The sequence below is a fragment of the Nitrosomonas sp. genome, assembly GCF_022842015.1.
Lineage (GTDB): Bacteria > Pseudomonadota > Gammaproteobacteria > Burkholderiales > Nitrosomonadaceae > Nitrosomonas.
In genome coordinates this window covers 30,397-50,487 of sequence record NZ_JALHQJ010000012.1, presented here as the reverse complement: position 1 = coordinate 50,487, position 20,091 = coordinate 30,397, and the positions used below count along the sequence as shown (strand labels likewise).

General features: G+C 44.9%; 15 protein-coding genes. 6 read left to right on the top strand and 9 right to left on the bottom strand.

Annotated elements, in window-relative coordinates; translation table 11 throughout:
- The first annotated feature begins 710 nt into the window (after positions 1–710).
- The 3 genes from Q0C11_RS03675 to Q0C11_RS03665 all read left to right on the top strand — a co-directional run bounded on the left by Q0C11_RS03675 (position 711) and on the right by Q0C11_RS03665 (position 3,968).
- Positions 711–2,012 (top strand): amidohydrolase family protein, encoded by a 1,302-nt coding sequence (locus Q0C11_RS03675; protein WP_293005843.1) that lies wholly within the window; start codon positions 711–713, stop codon positions 2,010–2,012.
- Between the two features lie 9 nt (positions 2,013–2,021).
- Positions 2,022–3,569, top strand: coding sequence for a fused MFS/spermidine synthase (locus tag Q0C11_RS03670; protein WP_293005841.1), 1,548 nt, complete (start codon positions 2,022–2,024; stop codon positions 3,567–3,569).
- Positions 3,570–3,722: 153 nt separating this feature from the next.
- The gene (locus tag Q0C11_RS03665; protein ID WP_293005839.1) at positions 3,723–3,968 is read left to right on the top strand and encodes a hypothetical protein; all 246 of its coding nucleotides are present in this window, start codon (positions 3,723–3,725) and stop codon (positions 3,966–3,968) included.
- Between the two features lie 49 nt (positions 3,969–4,017).
- Here Q0C11_RS03665 and recN read toward each other — a convergent pair whose 3' ends face one another.
- The gene (gene recN / locus Q0C11_RS03660) at positions 4,018–5,697 is read right to left on the bottom strand and encodes a DNA repair protein RecN (RefSeq protein ID WP_293005838.1); all 1,680 of its coding nucleotides are present in this window, start codon (positions 5,695–5,697) and stop codon (positions 4,018–4,020) included.
- A gap of 22 nt (positions 5,698–5,719) precedes the next feature.
- Positions 5,720–6,592 (bottom strand): NAD kinase, encoded by an 873-nt coding sequence (locus Q0C11_RS03655; protein ID WP_293005836.1) that lies wholly within the window; start codon positions 6,590–6,592, stop codon positions 5,720–5,722.
- A 293-nt stretch (positions 6,593–6,885) separates the two neighbouring features.
- Between Q0C11_RS03655 and hrcA the strand changes: the two genes are divergently transcribed.
- Both hrcA and hemH read left to right on the top strand, forming a co-directional pair.
- Positions 6,886–7,905, top strand: a complete 1,020-nt coding sequence (gene hrcA, locus Q0C11_RS03650) for a heat-inducible transcriptional repressor HrcA (RefSeq protein WP_293005835.1) — start codon at positions 6,886–6,888, stop codon at positions 7,903–7,905.
- Between the two features lie 131 nt (positions 7,906–8,036).
- Entirely contained in the window at positions 8,037–9,122 is a 1,086-nt protein-coding gene (gene hemH / locus Q0C11_RS03645; protein WP_293005834.1) for a ferrochelatase, read from the top strand.
- Positions 9,123–9,180: 58 nt separating this feature from the next.
- On the opposite strand, the gene smbP is transcribed toward hemH, so the two are convergent.
- From smbP to Q0C11_RS03625, 4 genes are all read right to left on the bottom strand, one after another.
- On the bottom strand, positions 9,181–9,525 hold the full coding sequence (gene smbP / locus Q0C11_RS03640; RefSeq protein ID WP_293005833.1) for a small metal-binding protein SmbP: 345 nt from the start codon (positions 9,523–9,525) through the stop codon (positions 9,181–9,183).
- Positions 9,526–10,140: 615 nt separating this feature from the next.
- Positions 10,141–11,235 (bottom strand): endonuclease/exonuclease/phosphatase family protein, encoded by a 1,095-nt coding sequence (locus tag Q0C11_RS03635; protein WP_293005831.1) that lies wholly within the window; start codon positions 11,233–11,235, stop codon positions 10,141–10,143.
- A 319-nt stretch (positions 11,236–11,554) separates the two neighbouring features.
- Positions 11,555–11,821: a hypothetical protein gene (locus tag Q0C11_RS03630; protein ID WP_293005829.1), complete on the bottom strand. Its 267-nt coding sequence runs from the start codon at positions 11,819–11,821 to the stop codon at positions 11,555–11,557.
- Between the two features lie 100 nt (positions 11,822–11,921).
- A complete protein-coding gene (locus Q0C11_RS03625) occupies positions 11,922–13,703 on the bottom strand; it encodes an SLC13 family permease (RefSeq protein WP_293005828.1) in 1,782 nt (593 codons plus the stop codon).
- A 272-nt stretch (positions 13,704–13,975) separates the two neighbouring features.
- Between Q0C11_RS03625 and Q0C11_RS03620 the strand changes: the two genes are divergently transcribed.
- Positions 13,976–14,497 carry a DUF3617 domain-containing protein gene (locus Q0C11_RS03620; protein WP_293005826.1) on the top strand — a complete coding sequence of 174 codons (522 nt, stop codon included), beginning with the start codon at positions 13,976–13,978 and terminating at the stop codon, positions 14,495–14,497.
- Between the two features lie 155 nt (positions 14,498–14,652).
- On the opposite strand, the gene odhB is transcribed toward Q0C11_RS03620, so the two are convergent.
- The 3 genes from odhB to gltA are packed head-to-tail and all read right to left on the bottom strand — an operon-like array spanning position 14,653 to position 20,064.
- Positions 14,653–15,909: a 2-oxoglutarate dehydrogenase complex dihydrolipoyllysine-residue succinyltransferase gene (gene odhB, locus Q0C11_RS03615; protein WP_293005824.1), complete on the bottom strand. Its 1,257-nt coding sequence runs from the start codon at positions 15,907–15,909 to the stop codon at positions 14,653–14,655.
- Between the two features lie 12 nt (positions 15,910–15,921).
- A complete protein-coding gene (locus Q0C11_RS03610; protein ID WP_293005822.1) occupies positions 15,922–18,741 on the bottom strand; it encodes a 2-oxoglutarate dehydrogenase E1 component in 2,820 nt (939 codons plus the stop codon).
- A 21-nt stretch (positions 18,742–18,762) separates the two neighbouring features.
- Positions 18,763–20,064, bottom strand: coding sequence for a citrate synthase (gltA, locus tag Q0C11_RS03605; RefSeq protein ID WP_293005820.1), 1,302 nt, complete (start codon positions 20,062–20,064; stop codon positions 18,763–18,765).
- Positions 20,065–20,091 lie beyond the last annotated feature (27 nt).

Genomic DNA, 20,091 nt, shown 5'->3' with positions numbered 1-20,091 from the left:
TAAAGTTGCCTTTTGAGGTGGATCTCAAAGGGCAACTGAAAACCATTCTTTTCCCACCTGCCTAGAAACCTTTATTCCCTGAAGAAAAGAACTTATTTCAGGGCGCGATATTATTTTGCTTATCACGCAAAAGCAATGTGGCAAATTGTCGCACCCCAACTGCCTATCTCTAAAGAAAAAACCCCGCAGCAAGCTGCGGGGTATTAACTACGCTTAATTACCCACTGATTGCTTATCCTCCTTTATTTCACACGGCAGAAAGATAACCCCCCAGAGATACAAGCGTTCGCACCACAAGAGATTGTTCAACGAGACATCATTTAAAAAAATCGCTAGGAGATAAACAGCAATTTCTTCAGGAATGGATACTATTGATCAAACGACAGGAAAACAATGTGACAAATTGCCGCAGGTTGGCATTAGCGCAAGAACGAGCATCTCACAAACACATATTAGAAATTATTAAACAACCAGTTAACAAAAAATTAACCGACATTATTTCAGTGTCGTCTTGTCACGGCTGCGACAATTTGTCGCATTATCAATATTGTTTTTTTTACTTAGAATGGTAGTGAATTAATCTAAGCTAACTTAAATCACCAACATTCTGCAAAGATTAATTAGCGCTTCGTTATTCGCAAGCACGCTGCAAAAACCACAGCAAACTACCGAAGAATTTATAAAAACAATTACCGATAAAAAACATAAAAATGAAAACTTATCAATTAAAAACTGTAATACAACTCACCATCTTGGCCTTGATATCCTCTCTCAGCCTGTATGCTTTTGCACAAAATGACTCCGCAAAATCTTCTGCAGGCAATCAATGTTATGTAATAAGTGCCGAACGCGTTTTTGACGGTTTCGATCTGCACGAAAATGCAGCCGTCTTGATTAAGCGCAATAAAATTGTTCAAGTCGGCGCCCTAGACCAACTGAGTGGATTATGCAATAGAAAAATGAAATTAGGCGACGCAACCATTCTGCCGGGCTTCATTGAATCCCATGCTCACATTACCTTTCAAAAAATCCCTAGCGATAAAGTATTGAAGCATGGCATCACAACTATCCGTGATACCGGCGGGCCGCTGTTGAAACCGATGGGAGGTAACGGCAAATTGCGTATATTGAGCGTTGGCCCTATCATTCAGGCAGTGGATGGTTATCCATTGAATCTTTTCGGCAATCACGGAACCGAGACGTCTAGTGGTCATGACAAATACGACACCATTGGCGTAGCGGTTGCCACCATTGAAGAAGCTGAGAAAACCGTAATCGATTTGGTGGCCGGTGGTTCAAGCATGATCAAAATTGCTTTGGAACCCGGGGGTGAAACCGGTGCGCCGTGGATGTCAAGCCACGGTCACGGTGAGCCTCCGCAAACACCATGGCCGCTACTTTCTTTGGATATTGTCAAAGCGATAGTAGCCAAGGCGCATGCATTAAACCGCAAAGTAGCCGCCCATGTCGGAGAAAATACCGGGGTTGAACTGGCACTGGACGCCGGCGTGGATGAATGGACACATATACCCTGCGCAGAAGTTCGCGACGACTTATTACACCGTGCTGTAGAACAAAATGTAACTTTCGTAACCACGGTGGACACCCTATCCGGTTGCACCGGAATTCACGCCAATACGCATAAGCTTGCGCACATCATGTCTCATAATCCCGATTCAAAATCAAAATTTATCTATGGATCTGAGATTGGCCATGACAATGTGCCCTGGGGCATCAACGCAGAAGAAATGATATTAATGTTGAATTTAACCAGTCCGGACGGGATTGACTTTGGTGATGTGCTGCGGGTATTCAGATCAGCAACTTCCGAAGCGGGAAAGTATTTGAATTATCCGTTGCTAGGCACATTGATGAAAGATGCTCCGGCAGATATTATCGCCGTCCGCGGCAATCCGTTTGAACGGTTTAAATTGCTGGAATATCCCGACCTGGTCATTTCCGGTGGCCATATCATCATCAACGATTTCAAGAAAAACAAGGTAAAACACTAAAAGGTACCCATGAACAATCCTTCATCTTCAACAATTTTTGACAAAGCCTGGCTTTACTGCACCGTATTTCTCACCGGTGCAGCGGTAATGGTTATAGAGTTGCTAGGCACACGGCTGATCGCGCCTTTCTATGGTGCCAGCCTGTATGTCTGGACTTCGCTCATTGCAGTCACACTGATCGCACTGGCGCTTGGCTATTATCTGGGCGGAATCTGGGCTGACCGAGCACGGTCTAGGTTATCTCTCATCATCGCAACAGCAGGACTATTAACACTCATCATTCCCTGGCTGGCAGGACCAGTTTTACTGGCCACAGATCCATTGGGTCTGCGTTTGGGTAGCTTCATCAGCACACTGATCCTATTCTCGCCTAGCTTGATCATGCTGGGTATGGTTGGACCTTTTGCAGTTAAACTGTCCACTTCCGCACTGTCTAATGTAGGTGCCAGCACAGGCTCCATTTATGCTGTCAGCACGGTTGGCAGTGTCATCGGCACGCTTTTTCTCGGCTTTTACCTATTTCCTTTGATCGGCTCTCGTGAAATTTTTGTGGGCCTGGGGATTGCACTATTGATACTAGCGGTGGCTGTGGCATGGATAGAGCGAAAATATCTAAAATCCTCTACGGTCATGGTGCCAGCAACCCTATTATTAGTGATTGGATTTGGTTTATATCCACAAATCGTCAGTTCAGGGCAAGCAGAATTCAGTGATACCTTCCAAACCCGATTCGAACGAGAAAGCTTATACGGTTGGGTCCGTGTAATTGACAAGCCCAAGGAAAATATTCGTTTGCTCACTTCAGACGCTTCCACCATTGGCGCAGCCAGTATCAGCCATGGAGAAAATCTCCTCACCTACCAGAAAATCGTGGGACAAATCCCTTTTCTCGTACCAAATATGGAAAAAGCCTTATTAATTGGCCAGGGTGCCGGACATATGGTCATGACTTTGAATAAGGCAGAAATTGTAACGGACACGCTGGAAATTGACCCTGCCGTTGCCGATGCGGCCAACGAATACTTCGGCTTTATGCCCACTGGTCGTAGAATCATCGGCGATGCGCGTTACGAGATTCGTCAGCTCAAAGGCCCTTATGACTTAATCATTCTGGATGTATTCACTGGCGGCACCGAACCAACCCATTTATTGACTGTTGAAGCATTAGCCCAATTGCACGGCCTGCTTGCAAAACACGGAATTCTTGCACTGAATTTTGTTTCTTTCCTGGATAATGGTAAAAATGCGGCGCTAGCCTCTGTTTCCAAAACATTGGCGCAAGTCTTCCCGCATCAACACGTATTCATTTCCGATCCGGGTGCAGATTTTAATGATTTCATATTTCTCGCCACCAATCATGTCATCCATTTGGACGATGATTCAATACCAATTTCCAATCGCGCCTGGCTGGAACAGCGATTATTAAATATCGACCCAACGTATGGAACAATCCTGACCGACAATCTCAGCAATCTCGAACTGCTACAAATCCGCAAATCTGAGCATTATCGTCGGATGATCGTTGATTCAATCGGCACCAATCACTTTATCCGGTAGGCGCAAGTCATCCTCATCGTCAGAACGGATATAACCATAAAAGAACTGGAGATCAGAATTTATTAACCATTATTAATCAGAAATCCTTTGAGCTATCTACGACTTTACTAACACCAGATAGCCAAATCAATCTATGAAAATGGAAAACAGCTCATGCTTAGCCTAAAAGAAATATCGGAAGCACTCGGAGGCGTCAGCCGCAACCATGCATTGAAATTATTAACTGATTGCGGAATTCGACACAAGGTATTACTTTCGCGAAACGGAAAGAAAATTTACTACGACATAACCAGGGAACAGATCCAGAACGGCGCGCTCAAGCAAAAAGATCCCAAGAAAATCGCCATACAACAGAGTATTGCCTTGATGATGTTGGAAGCAGCATTAAATCGTCACTGAATTACTTCTTTCAACACTTTACTTGATCGTCTTCTTGAGCAGGTAATAGTTAATTACTACTACCACTTTGCAACATTTCTGCTGCATGCTGCCGTGTGGTTTGCGTGATGTTAACACCACCCAGCATACGGGCAATTTCTTCAATGCGTTCCTGCGGACCCAGAAACGCAATTTGACTGACCACCTGCGCATTTTTCGTTTGTTGATTGATACACTTCATTACATGCAAGTGTTGATCACCGGTCGCAGCTACCTGCGGCAAATGAGTAATGCACAGAACTTGTCGATCTTTTCCAAGCTTCTTCAGTAAGTGACCGACTATCTCTGCGACCTGTCCGCCTATTCCGACATCAACTTCATCAAAAATAAGTGTGGGCACAACGCCCACTTTACTGGTGATCACTTGAATTGCCAGACTGATGCGTGACAGTTCGCCGCCCGATACTACTTTGGCTAAAGGCCGCAACGGCAGGCCTTGATGTGCGGCCACCTGAAATTCAATCTGTTCCAAACCATGCGTATTGCCTGCTTCCAAAGCAATCAATGACACTGAAAACTTGCCGCCAACCATCGCAATCTTTTGCATTGCTGCAGTCACCTGCACTGACAAATCTTCGCTGGCTTTTTTCCGCTCCTGACTCAATACCTTGGCTTGTTTGAGATAATCAGTCAACGCCGCGGCTTCGAGTGTTTGCAAATGACTAATATCCGAATCCGAACCCAGGGATTCCAGTTCCAGAGTGATTGTCTCAAGCAATTGCGGTAATTCTTCAGGCGTGACACGAAATTTTCTCGCTGTCGTATGAATCTCTAACATTCGCTGTTCGATCTGCTGTAACAACTGGGGATCCAGATACAGATTCTGGCGATAATGTTTCAACTCGTATATTCCTTCCTGCAATTGGATTTGCGCAGAATCGAGCAAATCGGTAATGGGTTTGAGTTGATGATCAAACTCCAATAGATCCTGTAATTGACCTTTTGCAGCGTTAATTTGTGTCAGTACGGCAAACTCACTTTCAGATAAGGTATCAATACTCGTCTCCGCAGCAGCAAGCAGAGCTGCCACATGTGATAACCGGCTATGATCGGTTTGTAGGGTCTGCCATTCCTCCGATGTAAAATTTAACGTCACTAATTCTTGCAACTGCCACTCGAGCTGCTCACGCTTGCCGTGTGATTCCGCTGCACATTGCTGCATGGCAGCTCTTTGCTGATAACAATTTTGCCAGTGTTGATAAGCCATCTTAACCGCTCGTGTCAAATCGCCACAACCTGCAAAGGCATCAAGCAATTCGCGTTGCACGTCTTTCTGTAGTAAGGATTGATGCGCATGCTGACTGTGTATGGCTACCAGATACTCTCCTGCGACACGTAATTGCTGGAGTGTAACCGCATGCCCGTTGATATAACTACGCGACCGACCATTGGCTTCAATAATGCGGCGCATCAGGCAACTATCGGAATCACCCTGCAAATCATTGTCGTTCAACCAGTGCAATAACTCCGGCAAATGATTGATCTCAAATAGCACGTTGATTTCAGCACGCTCGCAACCCAACCTTATCTGGCTGGCGTCACCGCGCTCCCCCAAAGTCAGAGCCAGTGCATCAATCAAAATTGATTTACCTGCACCCGTTTCTCCAGTCAACACCGTAAAACCGGACATGAAATCAAGCTCAATCCCGTCAACGATAACAAAATCTTTAATGCTCAGATGCCTTAGCATGGACTCGCATTCAGTACATACATCAGGGAAACTCACTCCAACCCAGCTTTTCCCTGAGCATACGATAATAGCTGTGATTATCCGAATGCAACAATCGTACTGTCTTGGGAAAGCGCCGCACGATGATGTTATCCGTAAGTTCCAAATCAAAGCAGGAATGGCTATCACAATTGATGCGCACGTTCGCGCAACTTTGTATCTGAATTTCAACAACAGATTCCGGTCCGATCACGATCGGACGATTGCTAAGGGTATGCGGGCAGACTGGCACCAGCGCTATCAGATCCAGGCCAGGATGCAAAATCGGTCCACCGGAAGACAGAGCATAAGCAGTGGATCCGGTCGGTGTAGTTACAATCAATCCATCAGAGCGCAGTGTATTCACATACTCGCTGTTGACTCTTACTTCAAATTCAATCATGCCACTACTCATGCCGCGATAGAGCACCACATCATTAAATGCCAAACTGCCGAAGACACTGACACCATTACGAATAATTTCAGCATATAACAGCATGCGTCGCTCGGTAATGTACTTCTCAGTCAGTATTTCATCAAGGGATTTAAACATTGTGTCTACCGATAAATCAGTCAGAAAGCCCAGTCTTCCCTGATTAATGCCAATCAAGGGCACATCATAAGAAACCAGCATCCGCGCAATATTCAGCATGGTGCCATCACCCCCAATAACTACCGCCAAGTCGGCCTGCGCGCCAATATCCTCCAAAGTCAATGCTGGATATTTATCACTACCAATCTGTGATGCCGTAAGGTGATCAAGCAGAACGGTATAATTCTTCGCGGTTAAATATTCGGCCAATTTCAGCAGTGGTATCCCAATTTCAGGATTTTTATGCTTACCGATCAGTGCAATGATTGAAAATGAAGCGTTCATAACTTAGGAAAATAGCCTATTTTTATAGTATCGCGGCAGAATTAAATTAAATACTAAAGTTATCTCTAAAATCAAACAGGTTAGCCTCAAAAATAATTTAGCAAAGTTGAAAATAGCCAAATTGGACATAGCTAATCCGCAATATCAATCGTTCAAAAAATACCTATACTACCCATACAAACGTCAAACCATTAGGGCAACAACATTATCGAAGGAGTTTAGCATAGATGAGATTCGACAAATTACTCTTACAACCAAACTATGAATCCTGCTGATTCGTGTAGAATTGCACCATGTTAAATGAACGTGCACAGATATTATTGAAAACGCTGGTAGAACGATATATCCACGAAGGCCAACCAGTCGGCTCGCGTTCACTGTCAAAGTTTTCCGGACTTGATCTCAGCCCAGCGACTATCCGCAATGTGATGGCGGATCTAGAAGAAATGGGGTTGGTTGCCAGTCCGCATACTTCAGCAGGAAGAATTCCAACTCCCAAGGGATATCGTCTTTTTGTCGACACGCTGTTGGTAGTAAAAAAACTCGATAAAATGGAATTGAACCACCTGGAAAATCAACTACATCCTGACAACCCATCACGCTTGATCAGTGCGGCTTCACAGCTGTTGTCAGAATTAACTCGTTTTGCCGGTGTCGTGATCACACCCAAACGAAAAGGCGCAGTATTTCGTTATGTGGAGTTTATGGCATTATCCGAGAAGCGTATTTTGCTGATTATCGTGACACCCGAAGGTGATGTGCAAAACCGGATTCTCTTTACCAATACTCCTTACAGTCAATCCGATCTGATCGAAGCCGGAAATTTCATCAATCAGCACTATGCAGGCTGTACATTGGACCAGATTCGCAGCCGCCTTGACGATGAATTAAAGCAATTGCGCAGTGAAATGATTAGTCTCATGAGTGCAGCGATTGAAGTAGGTGGCGATGCAATCAATGAAAGCAGCGAGGTCGTAGTGCTGACCGGCGAGCACAATCTGTTACAAATCAATGATATTTCAGATAATCTGAATAGCTTGAAAAATTTATTTGAGTTATTTGAGCGTAAAACCAAGTTATTGCAATTACTCGAGTTAAGCCGACAAGCACATGGTGTCAAAATCTTTATTGGTGGAGAATCCGACGTCGAATCGCTGCAAGAATTCAGCGTGGTGACTGCGCCCTATGAAATGGAGGGCGAAATTGTCGGCACAGTCGGCGTGATCGGCCCCAGGCGTATGGCTTATGAACGCATTATCCCAATTGTCGAGATTACTGCAAAATTGCTTTCCAATAGTCTGTCGCAGCATTGAACCATACTAAGCGAGCTTTTTACTGTCATCAATAGCAAACACACATTATGCAATTGCGTACTTCTTGCCTGTTAGCAAATCTGGTTAAACCGTTAATTTATTTTCTCAAATGAAGGTAAACTTTAGAATTCATGACTTCAAAATCTCTCTATCAACATGGTTCACGTAATCGAACTGGTGTACTGTTAATTAATTTAGGAACACCTGACGCGCCAACAGCTCAGGCGCTACGTCCTTATCTCAAAGAATTTCTCAGCAACCCTCGCGTCATTGAAGTGCCTCGGGTGATTTGGTGGCCAATTCTGCATGGTTTCATACTGCCTTTCAGACCTAAAGCATCAGCAGAGAAATACGCAAAAATCTGGATGCCCGAAGGCTCGCCACTTAAAATTCACACCGAACGGCAAACAAAACTGCTACGAGAATCATTACAGATTCGGTTAAAAAACCCGCCTATGGTCGAATACGCGATGAACATAGGCAAACCCTCGGTAGCTGCTATTCTGCACAACATGCAAGAGCAGGGTTGCGAACGCATTCTTGTTATTCCACTCTTTCCCCAGTATGCCGCCAGCAGCACTGCAGCGGCGATGGATAATGTCTTCACGATATTAAGCCGAATGCGGAATCAGCCAGCTATACGCACCGTCAAGCAATACCACGATGAACCGGCTTATATTGCAGCACTGACACACAATGTGCGCGATTACTGGAGCGCACATGGACGACCTGATAAATTAATTATCAGTTTTCACGGCACGCCACGCTCAAGCCTGGACAAGGGGGATCCCTATCATTGCGCGTGCCAAAAAACCGGACGATTATTAGCTGAAGCATTGGCTTTGGACGCAAGCCAATATATCGTTTGCTTCCAATCGCGCTTTGGCAAAGCTAAATGGCTAACCCCTTACACCGCAGTCACCCTGGAACAATTGGGAAAGGCACAAACACAACGGGTTGATGTAATATGCCCTGGATTTGTGTCTGACTGTCTAGAAACGCTGGAAGAAATTGCGATTGAAGCAAAAAACACGTTTATTCAAGCAGGTGGCAAGGAATTTCATTATATCCCTTGCCTGAATGAGCGAAACGACTGGATTCAAGCATTAGCAGATATTACATGCACTCACCTGCAAGGATGGTTGGATCATGAAGTTTCCGAAGAAACGACTCAGTTATCAAGAAAACTAGCTTTGGAAATGGGAGCGAAAAACTAATCAATAAAATTTTTCCCCTCAAGAGCTTGAGGGGAAATGACTTCACTGTATTAGCTCATCAATGACCTGATTCGCGCATATGTTTCACTGCTTCTTTAGTATGCTTTGCAGATTCTTCGCCATGGCCCATTTCAGCATGTTTGATTGCTTCATCCAAATGTTTGATAGCTTCATCCATATGTTTGTGGGCTGCTGCGTGATCATCTCTTGCCGCTTTAGCATGTACAAGACTTTCCTTGGCATGTGCAAGCGCCTCTTTGGCGTGACCCATTTCACCATGTGCTTTCGATTCCCCTGCATGCTCCATGGCTTCCGAAGTATGTCCCGCATCCGTCGCCCAAGCTTGGGCACCAATGAAAAATGCGAATGTTCCTGCTACGATTGCAGTTGATATAGATTTCATAATCATTTCTCCTTTTTTATAACAATACGTTAATAGCACGAATATTTCTGAAAAATCTCAGCGACTGGATTGGTTTCAAAACAACTCTCAAATATCTATTAAAACCACCAACGCTCTTTTAGTATATACCTAATTTAGGTATTCCGGGACACTAGTCCATAACCCTCTGACATTCTGTAGTTTTATCCAGAACTCGCCTTTCCAGAAGAACAATGCAAAACATGACCGTGAATCTTTCCTGTCTTACAGTTGCAAATTATTCTCAATCTCCAGCCAGCGTTCCTTGATCGGAATCAAAGAAACATCAGATTACATTTCATCCGACAATGCTGATACCATATTGGTCAAGGATACGCTGTTAGACATAATTACGAGTGGCCATATTCAGCAAAAACTGCGCTGATGAAACCTTCATTTCTTGGATTTCAGTTCCGGCTTCGCAGCCCGTCGACAGCACAATAAATAAGAAAGACAATTACAAACTGCAATCATGATTCAATTCGTGACAGGTACGCCGAACTGAGGATTACGACACCCTGCCTGAGTTGAGTGAACTTGCATAAGCAAAGGCTCTAAGCGCTTATCATTTGTATAAACGTTGGCAACATTTAATGATTAGGCCACTGAATGCTTTTCAGGTTGGGGAACAGCACTCTTATCAACATTCTGGTCCTCTGTTTTGCGTTTAGCCCAGGCCAAATCATCAGCATCTGCATCCAGCCCGTTATGTTCATTATTCGTGTCAGCTGTAAGTACGAGTTCAGTAAAAAGTGCATAATGATCCGAACCAAAGCTTCTGAGTCTTTTTATACTTTGGAGCATAAAGTGTTTGCTGTGAAACAGATGATCTAGCGGCCAACGCAGAAACCAGTAATCTGCATGAAAAGTATTAAACATACCGCGCCCCACTCTTGGATCAAGCAATCCACTTATTTTCCTGAATAACCGCGTTGTTTCAGACCAGGCTACGTCATTCAAATCCCCAGTCACAATAACCGGCACGTTCGTTTCAGCTACACTTTTAGCGATAATCACAAGCTCTGCATCACGCTCCGAAGATTCATTATTTTCAGTTGGACTGGGTGGTGCCGGGTGTAGAAAATGAACCCGAACTTTGTGCCCGGATGGCAACAGTACAAGCGCGTGCATCGACGGCTTATCTGGTTCCACCAGATATTCAATCTGGCTATTCATCATTGGAAATCTGGAATAGACATGCATGCCATAAAGATTATCCAGCGGACATTTGATCGTATAGGGGTAATCAGTTTCCAAAATATCCAGCTGCGATTGCCACCACAGGTCTGACTCTAGAGTTACCAGAATATCCGGTTGAAATTCCCGAATCAGCGCAAATAATACTTTTGCATTCCGATTTGTCATCAAGACATTGGCGGTAATAATTCTGATTCGCCCTCTGCTATCAGAGTTGTTTGCGGCCTTTACTTCTCGTGGGAATATCCGCGTATAAGGCACAATCCACCATGCTTGATAGACTAAGCAAGCCAATGCAACCGCCACGAGCCCCCATGTTTGCTTCGATGATAAATCGAGTAGCGACAATTCCAATGCAAGTGTAAACAGCAATGCCAGAAAAAGCTGCAGTCGTGGAAAATCAAGTCCGCGTATCCACCATGCTTCATGGCGGCTGAGCGGCAACATTGTCAGAATGGCAAATGTTACAGTTATAATCAGAAATGTAACCAACATTAGTTGAAAGGTATATTCACTTACTTGTAGTAGTTGCACCCCGATTTGACAAAGATAACTGTCAAATCAGATTCGGTTGCTCAAAGTAGTGATTCTATCGTGTTATGTCTCTTCTTCGTCAATTAATGTTTGTAGGGTTGTTTCGGTAGTACGTCTTGCCGCAATATTCAACGGCTCAATCAGTCAGAATACAAAACTCATTTTATTCAGAAAAAAACAGCCGTCACTGAAAGGATAAGATCCGCCACCGTGATTGAAATTGGTAGAGAAGTAGCTAAAAATCGCGTTTTCATTTACATGTTCAAGAGCAATATTGCAATTAGCCATTTGATAATGTTTTTAAATCAGGAAACAGCTTCTCATGTATCTCTTGTAATTTATAGATTTCCTGCAATACTTCTACGGGGAATCCCTGTCGGTCTCTATCCTTTTCAACGATGAGCAATTTATTGATATATTGATAAATCTCTTTATATCCCCAGTGTAATATGATCATATCTGCAATTTTCGGGTAATTCTTATCCAGCAGCGATTCTTTATCGCCTAAATAAGCACCAAATTCCTTAATTGACTTTTTTAATGACATATACAGTTATCTCCTATAGCTTAGGTAATCAATCATCAGCATCGCTTGGAATAAACGGGATATACGTTTTTTTCGTACTTTAATTGCTTTTTCATCCAAATCACTTAGTCAACGGCCACCCAATCAATAAAACCGTGATGGTGACAATGCCCGCGACAATATTCATCGGAACACCAGCTTTGAGAAAATCAGTAAAACGATATTCGCCAGGCCCATAGACCATCATATTGGTTTGGTATCCTAGAGGCGTCGCAAAACTGGCAGAAGCTGCCATCATGATGGCAAATACAAAGGGTATGTTGCTCAAATCGGCTTTTTCAGTGATCTCCAGCACAATCGGCAGCATTAAAAGCGCTGCAGCATTATTGGTAATAACTTCGGTTAACAACGAAATGGTTATATACGTCAGAATCAGCAGCAACCACGGCGTACCTCCACTTAGCTCAACAATGTTTTCGGCAAGAAATTTAGCAACGCCGGTTTTTTCCAACGCCATGCCCAGTGAGAATGATGCTGCAATCGTGATGATAACCTTTAAATCAAGGCTTCTTTCAGCTTGATTAGCAGTACAGCAACCAGTAAGAATCATCAATCCGGCGCCAATCAACGCGGCATTAAGCATGGTAATCACTTCGAAGCTAGCAGCTGTAATCACACCCAATAAAATCATCCAGGCAACATAAGCTCGTTCATGACGTGGTGCTTCTGTGTTCAGATCATTAATCAGCAAAAAATCCTTATTATAGCGCTGCCGAGTGACAAAGGCTGGCCTTGCTTCCAGCAGCAACGTATCCCCCGCTTGCAGAATAATGCTTCCGAGGTTACCTTTGATACGCTCGCCATGTCGTGCCACGGCCAAAACCGCAGCACCATAACGGGCGCGAAAGCGCGCATCGCGGATGGCATATCCCACCGCAGTGCAATGCGGTGACACCACGGCTTCAACCAGGCGCCGCTCAGGATGCCGCTCAGCAAATGTTTGTGTTTGCGCTTGTCCTTCCTCGGCAGATGGCACGATTCCCTTAATGCGCAGCAAATCAGAAATTGCGTCGGTGTCGCCAGCAAATACCAAGCGATCCCCGCCTTGAAGCACTTCGTCCGCGGTTACAACGGTCAATATAATGCCGTTACGCTCAATTTCAATCAAATAAACCCGCTGCAAATGTCTTAGCCCAGCTTGCTCGATCGTTTTCCCGACTAAGGGACCGTCCGGCGCAATGGATACTTCCAGTGTAAATTCACGCAAATTGGAAAAAGCCTGGCCTTGCGTGCGGTCCGGCAACAATTTAGGGAAAAATAACCACATGTATAGAAAACCCACTATCGCAACCGGTATTCCAACCGCAGTGATCGAAAATAAAGAAAAGCCTGGCCCACCGGTCAGTGCCTGATATTGACCATTGACAATCAAATTGGTACTCGTTCCAATCAGCGTCACCGTGCCGCCTAGAATTGCCGCATAACTCAGCGGGATCATAAGCTTGGAAGGTGAAATTCCAATCTTCCGCGACCAGCTATAAATTGCTGGAATCATCGTGGCCACCACTGGCGTATTGTTAAGAAAACTGCTCAAAAATGCAACTGGCCAAAACATGCGATTTAGTGCTGCGCGCGGAGTCGCAGGTCTGCCTAATAATGTGTTAACTAGCAGATCAATCGCACCGGAAGCATGCATACCAGCCGCCACCACAAACATACCCGCAACCGTAATCAAACCTGAATTACTAAAACCGCTCAATGCATCGGAGCTACTCAAGATCCCAGTTGCACTCAATATCGTTAGCGCTCCAATCATGACCAGATGAGGACCAACTCGAGTAAAAATAAGTGTCATTAGCACCGCAACACATAAACCCAATGTAAACCAGCCTTGCCATTCCATATGTTTTACATCCCAAACGAAAGTGTGAAATATACAGCAGTTGATAGTATGAGCATAAATAATCAATTATTATAAAGATATGACCACAATTTATATGCCGTACCGCCAAGTAATCTGGATATCCAGTTTTTATACTGGGAAGCTAATCGCGAATCGGCTAAACTTACTAAAATTGGCAATCAATATTGGTTATCCAAGCCGCTACTTATCGGCGCAATTTAAAGAAACTTTTGTCAAGCTAATCTTTTCAAGAAACACTCTACGGACATTTAATGCGCAAAATTCTTATTGCAAGTTTGTTGACACTCACCATCACGGCGCCTGTTGTTGCACATGAGCACATTCGCCCAGGTTTATGGGAAATTACTACTCGCTCCGATCTTCTGGCACTAGTTCCGCACATTCCGTCAGAACAGATGCAGCAACTGAGCACCCTCGCCAGCCGCTACGGCCTTAAACTACCCGAAATAGAAAATGGCGCGGCCACGTCAAAAGTTTGTATCACCGAGGAAATGGCAAAGCAAGAAATTCCTACTTATTTTTATGAAAACCGCTCCGGCTGCACGGTAAAAAATGCCACTCGCACTGGCAATCGCTATCAGCTCGATTTGGCGTGTTCCAATCAACATTTTCAAGGAGATGGCTTTGCTCAAGGCAGTTTTACTAGCCCGGAAAGCTTCGCGGGAAATACCGAATTCGATAGTACTATCGGCGGCAATCTAGTACATGCATCAGCTGAAACTTCAGGTCGCTGGATAGGCGAACACTGCACTGCGGTCAATCCATTGCAATGAGGAATTGCAGGAAATTGAAATGTCGTGCCACATCAGCTTATTGAAACGTGGCACTCTCCAGTCAAACTTCACGTTGCTAACACAAGCGTAAAATTGATCTCACGCGGTTAAAGTTCTCGTGTGAGCTTGTGGGCATTGCACTTGCAATGACCTGTTTATTTTTCCAGTAACGGACTCATCGGATATTCCAGCGCTTCTTTCATTGCCACCAGCGACAAAACCGCTTCTCGACCATCGACAATTCGGTGATCGTAGGACAAGGCGAGATAATTCATTGGGCGGATCACAATTTGCCCATTCTCCACCACTGGCCTTTCCTTGGTAGCGTGGATACCGAGAATAGCACTTTGCGGCGGATTAATAATTGGGGTCGACAACATGGAGCCAAAAACGCCTCCGTTGGTAATTGAAAAAGTACCGCCGCTGAGTTCTTCAATGCCCAGCTTACCATTTTGCGCACGCTTGGCAAAATCAGCAATCTGCAACTCGATTTCCGCCAGCGTTAAACGATCTGCATCGCGGATAATCGGCACTACCAGTCCACGTGGACTGCCAACGGCAATGCCGATATCGTAAAAATCGTGATAGATGATCTCATTGCCTTCAACCGAGGCATTGACAACCGGGTATTTCTTGAGCGCGGCAATTACAGCTTTGACAAAGAACGACATGAAACCCAGTTTTACGCCATATTCCTTTTCAAATTCAGTTTTGTAGCGTGTACGCAGGTCTATGATCGCCTGCATGTTAACTTCATTGAAGGTGGTCAAAATCGCTGCGGTAGATTGTGATTCGACTAACCGTTCTGCAATGCGCTGCCGGAGTCGTGACATGACAACTCTACGTTCGGTACGCGTTCCTGATGTGGAAGTAACGCTGGCTTCAGGTTTGGACTCAACTTTCAAGGATACGCTGGATCTGCGTTCCGTATAGGCTTGCACATCCTCTTTGGTGATACGACCACCTAAGCCGGTGCCTTTTATCGCAGACATTTCTGTGGCTTTCAGATCATTTTCCTCGGCCAACTTACGCGCAGCCGGCATCAACACAGATTTTTCTTGATGGATATCCTCAACAGAACGATCTTCTGTATTTTTCTCAGTAGCGACCATTATTTCTTTTTCAGGAACAGTAGTCGATTGATTATCCGGTTGGCTAGGCTTAGTGTCGGTAGCTTCCGTTTCAATCATGGCGATGACTTCACCACTGGTCACGGTAGCACCGTCATTTTTTAGAATTTTAGTCAATACACCCGCATTGGGAGCCGGCAATTCCAGCACGACTTTGTCGGTTTCGATATCAATCAAATTTTCTGATCGATTGACATAATCTCCTTCTTTTTTTTGCCAAGAGATTAAAGTAGCATCCGCTACGGATTCAGATAACACGGGTACTTTGACTTCAACTAACATGGTGCCCTCTTTCTATATTTTATCTCTGAATGCTGCCACAATTAATTCATTCTGCGTAAACTTATGCCTTGCCAGATAGCCAACGGCCGGTGAAGCTGCAGAAGCGCGCAGCGCGTAACCCAACTCCTGATCAGATCGCATATGGCGCAACAAATAATGCTGAATGCGGTGCCATGCTCCCTGGTTGCCAGGTTCTTCCTGGCACCAAATGACATCTTTAGCCTTGCTGAAACGATCGATTTCAGCCTGAAATTCCTCGTGCGGGAATGGATACAATTGCTCCAGTCGAATGATTGCCATATCCTTGATGCGCTGTTCCTTACGATAGACCAATAATTCATAGTATATTTTTCCACTGCAAACAATAATCCGCTTAACATTTTTCGGATCTAATTTATCGACTTCGGAAATAACCGGATAAAAATATCCACGCGCCAACTCGTCCAGGCTCGAAACCGATTCTTTATGCCGCAACATGCTCTTCGGACTCATGATGATCAACGGTTTGCGTATCGGTCTTATCATCTGTCGGCGAAGCAAATGATACATCTGTGCCGGTGTCGATGGTACACAAACCTGAATATTGTAGTCCGCGCATAATTGCAGAAAACGCTCCAAGCGCGCAGAAGAATGCTCGGGACCCTGTCCTTCATAGCCATGCGGCAGCATCATCACCAAACCACAGATACGCCCCCACTTGGTTTCACCTGAGGCAATAAACTGGTCGATTACCACCTGCGCGCCATTGGCAAAATCGCCAAACTGTGCCTCCCAGACAATCAATTCATTAGGTTGCGTTGTTGCATACCCATACTCAAAGCCCAACACCGCCTCTTCCGACAACATCGAATCAATCACAACAAAATCCGGTTGCTCGGGATAAAGATGGCGTAACGGCACATAAATACGTTCATTCTGATCCACTGCTATCTGGTCATGCAACACCGCGTGACGATGAAAGAATGTACCACGGCCCGAATCCTGCCCGGACAATCTCACTGGGTATCCTTCCTTCAACAAAGTTGCGTAAGCTAGATTCTCCGCCATTCCCCAATCTAGCGACAATTCCCCTTTGCCCATCAAACGCCGATCGGCAATAATCTTTTCCACGCGCGAATGCAATTTGAACCCTTGAGGAATATCCGTCAGCCTTATGGCAAGCTGTTTCAGCGTTTGCATCGCAACACCGGCTTTAATCCGCTTATTCCATTTGAATGGTTTTAAAAAAGGCTCCCAGTTGATGGAATACGGAGACTTATAGTCATAACAAACCGTCTTGTTCGGATTGACACCTTCATCCATAGCGTCATGATAAGCTTGGACAAGACTATCCGCTTCTTCCAACTTTATCACCCCTTCGGCGACCAACCTATCGGCATAGTACTTGCGAGTACCCAAGTGCTGGTTGATGATCCGATACATTTTGGGTTGCGTCACCATTGGCTCATCCTGCTCATTATGGCCAAGGCGACGGAAGCACACCATATCGATCACGACATCCTTATGAAACCGCATACGGAAATCAAACGCCAGTTCAGCCACCATCACGACTGCTTCTGGATCATCGCCATTGACATGAAATATCGGTGCCTCTATCATTTTGGCAACATCGGTACAATATAACGTGGAGCGGCTATCGCGCGGATCTGAAGTGGTAAATCCGATTTGATTATTAATGATAATATGTACCGTACCGCCAGTACCATAGCCACGAGTTTGGGATAAATTCAGCGTTTCCATCACTACGCCCTGCCCTGCAAACGCCGCATCACCGTGAATCAATACTGGCAATACGCGATCCCCAAGTTTATCGTTTAATAGATGTTGACGGGCGCGCACCGAGCCCTCAACCACCGGATTAACAATTTCAAGATGTGAAGGATTAAAAGCCAAGGCTAGACGTACGATACCTTCGGATGTTTTGATGGCAGAAGAAAAACCTTGGTGATATTTCACATCTCCCGACGGCAAGTTTTGCGGCTGCTTTTCTTCAAATTCGCGAAATAACTCGGCTGGCATTTTTCCCAGAGTATTTATCAACACATTAAGCCGAGCGCGATGCGCCATTCCCATTACAATTTGTTGTATGCCCGCTTTCCCTGCGCGATGAATCAAACTATCCAGCAATGGAATCAGACTCTCATTACCTTCTCCCGAAAAACGTTTCTGCCCCACGTAACGAGTATGTAGATAATTTTCCAGTCCCTCTGCTGCAGTGAGCCGTTCAAGAATATGATACTTAACGTCAATCGGAAAACCCGGATTAGAGCGCTGCCCTTCCAGTCGCGCTTGTATCCAGCGCTTTTGTTCAACCGAAGAAATGTACATGTACTCGGCGCCAATCGAACCGCAGTAGGTCTCCTGCAGGATTTGCAAAATTTTACGCAACGAAGCACGATCAGGTCCAACCAATGAACCAGTATTAAATACTTTATCCATGTCCGCATCGGTCAATCCGAAATGCGAAGGATTCAATTCGGGAATGGTCAATTGTTGTTTGAGACCCAGCGGATCAAGATTGGCTTGATTCAATCCTAGACTGCGATACATGTTGATGAGTTGCAACACTGCCACTTGCTTGCGATCATCTGAATCAATCGACATTACCTCAGGAAGCGCAGCTTGAATTTCTAATCCGGAAGATTTGGTAACTGGAGCAGTGGCTGATGCCTTACTGGCCATGTGTTCCGGTTGCTGGGCCAACTTATCGAAGTATTCTCGCCACATTAATGTAACAGAATGAGGGTTGTGCAGATATTCTTCATAAACCGCCTCTATGAAACTCGCATTAGTTCCAAACAAAAGAGTTTCTTCCATCAACGGCTTGTTCATAAAATGACAGTCTTAAAAAAACTATTTTTGGGAAAACGAGTCGGGAATATCCCGCATGGCTGAGCCGGTATATAGCTGACGTGGACGCCCGATTTTATAATCGGGATCAGAAACCATCTCGCTCCATTGCGCCACCCAGCCAACCGTTCTTGCCATCGCAAAAATCGCAGTAAACATACTGGTTGGAATACCTAATGCACGTTGCACGATGCCGGAATAAAAATCGACGTTAGGATAAAGCTTGCGCGAGATAAAATAATCGTCTTCGAGTGCAATTTTTTCGAGTTGTAGCGCAAGTTTAAACAATCGGTCATTCTGCAATCCCAATTCGTTCAAAACTTCATGACACGTTTCGCGCATCAACTTTGCCCGCGGATCCATGTTTTTATAGACGCGATGGCCAAAACCCATCAACCGAAAGTTATCCTCTTTGCTTTTTGCGCGTTGAATAAATTCATCAATGCGCGAAACATCGCCGATTTCCTCCAACATACGTAAACAAGCTTCGTTTGCCCCGCCATGTGCCGGCCCCCATAAGCAAGAAATACCGGCAGAGACACAGGCAAATGGGTTAGCACCACTAGATCCCGCCAAGCGCACAGTGGAGGTAGAAGCATTCTGTTCGTGGTCTGCATGCAAAATTAATATTCGATCCAATGCACGCACAATCACCGGGTTGGCTTCGTATTTCTCTGTCGGCACAGAAAACATCATGTGCAAGAAATTCTCAGTGTAACCCAAGCTATTATATGGATAAACAAACGGCTGCCCGATATTGTATTTATACGCCATGGCAGTAATCGTTGGCAATTTTGCAATCAACCGTAATGCGGACTGTTCACGATGCACCGGATCGGAAATATTCAAAGCATCATGATAAAAAGCCGATAAAGCACCAACTACTCCGACCATCACCGCCATCGGGTGGGCATCGCGACGAAAACCACTATAGAATTTCACCAGCTGCTCATGCAGCATGGAATGGCTTTTTATTGTAAGATCAAATTCCGATTTTTGCCCCGGAGTTGGCAATTCACCCTGCAACAACAAGTAACATACATCGATAAAATCACAATGCAGTGCTAATTGTTCAATTGGATAGCCGCGATACAACAAAATACCTTTGTCACCGTCGATAAAAGTAATCGCGGAATTATTACTAGCGGTCGACAAAAAACCAGGATCATAAGTGAACAAACCACTCTGCCCGTGCAGCTTGCGAATATCGATCACATCCGGACCCATGGTTCCGGATAAAACCGGCAGCTCGATAAGGTCGCTACCATTATTCAGATTCAGAGTCGCTGTGCCTTCTTGTGCCATAATACCTCTCCACAAATTGCAATATTA

Excerpts from the sequence above, each read along its gene's own strand:
- hrcA (WP_293005835.1), top strand. The coding sequence starts at position 6,886 with ATGTTAAATGAACGTGCACAGATATTATTGAAAACGCTGGTAGAACGA.
- Q0C11_RS03675 (WP_293005843.1), top strand. The coding sequence starts at position 711 with ATGAAAACTTATCAATTAAAAACTGTAATACAACTCACCATCTTGGCC.
- Q0C11_RS03620 (WP_293005826.1), top strand. The coding sequence starts at position 13,976 with ATGCGCAAAATTCTTATTGCAAGTTTGTTGACACTCACCATCACGGCG.
- gltA (WP_293005820.1), bottom strand. The coding sequence starts at position 20,064 with ATGGCACAAGAAGGCACAGCGACTCTGAATCTGAATAATGGTAGCGAC.
- Q0C11_RS03635 (WP_293005831.1), bottom strand. The coding sequence starts at position 11,235 with ATGTTGGTTACATTTCTGATTATAACTGTAACATTTGCCATTCTGACA.
- hemH (WP_293005834.1), top strand. The coding sequence starts at position 8,037 with ATGACTTCAAAATCTCTCTATCAACATGGTTCACGTAATCGAACTGGT.
- Q0C11_RS03625 (WP_293005828.1), bottom strand. The coding sequence starts at position 13,703 with ATGGAATGGCAAGGCTGGTTTACATTGGGTTTATGTGTTGCGGTGCTA.
- smbP (WP_293005833.1), bottom strand. The coding sequence starts at position 9,525 with ATGAAATCTATATCAACTGCAATCGTAGCAGGAACATTCGCATTTTTC.
- Q0C11_RS03670 (WP_293005841.1), top strand. The coding sequence starts at position 2,022 with ATGAACAATCCTTCATCTTCAACAATTTTTGACAAAGCCTGGCTTTAC.
- Q0C11_RS03610 (WP_293005822.1), bottom strand. The coding sequence starts at position 18,741 with ATGAACAAGCCGTTGATGGAAGAAACTCTTTTGTTTGGAACTAATGCG.
- recN (WP_293005838.1), bottom strand. The coding sequence starts at position 5,697 with ATGCTAAGGCATCTGAGCATTAAAGATTTTGTTATCGTTGACGGGATT.
- Q0C11_RS03655 (WP_293005836.1), bottom strand. The coding sequence starts at position 6,592 with ATGAACGCTTCATTTTCAATCATTGCACTGATCGGTAAGCATAAAAAT.
- Q0C11_RS03630 (WP_293005829.1), bottom strand. The coding sequence starts at position 11,821 with ATGTCATTAAAAAAGTCAATTAAGGAATTTGGTGCTTATTTAGGCGAT.
- odhB (WP_293005824.1), bottom strand. The coding sequence starts at position 15,909 with ATGTTAGTTGAAGTCAAAGTACCCGTGTTATCTGAATCCGTAGCGGAT.
- Q0C11_RS03665 (WP_293005839.1), top strand. The coding sequence starts at position 3,723 with ATGCTTAGCCTAAAAGAAATATCGGAAGCACTCGGAGGCGTCAGCCGC.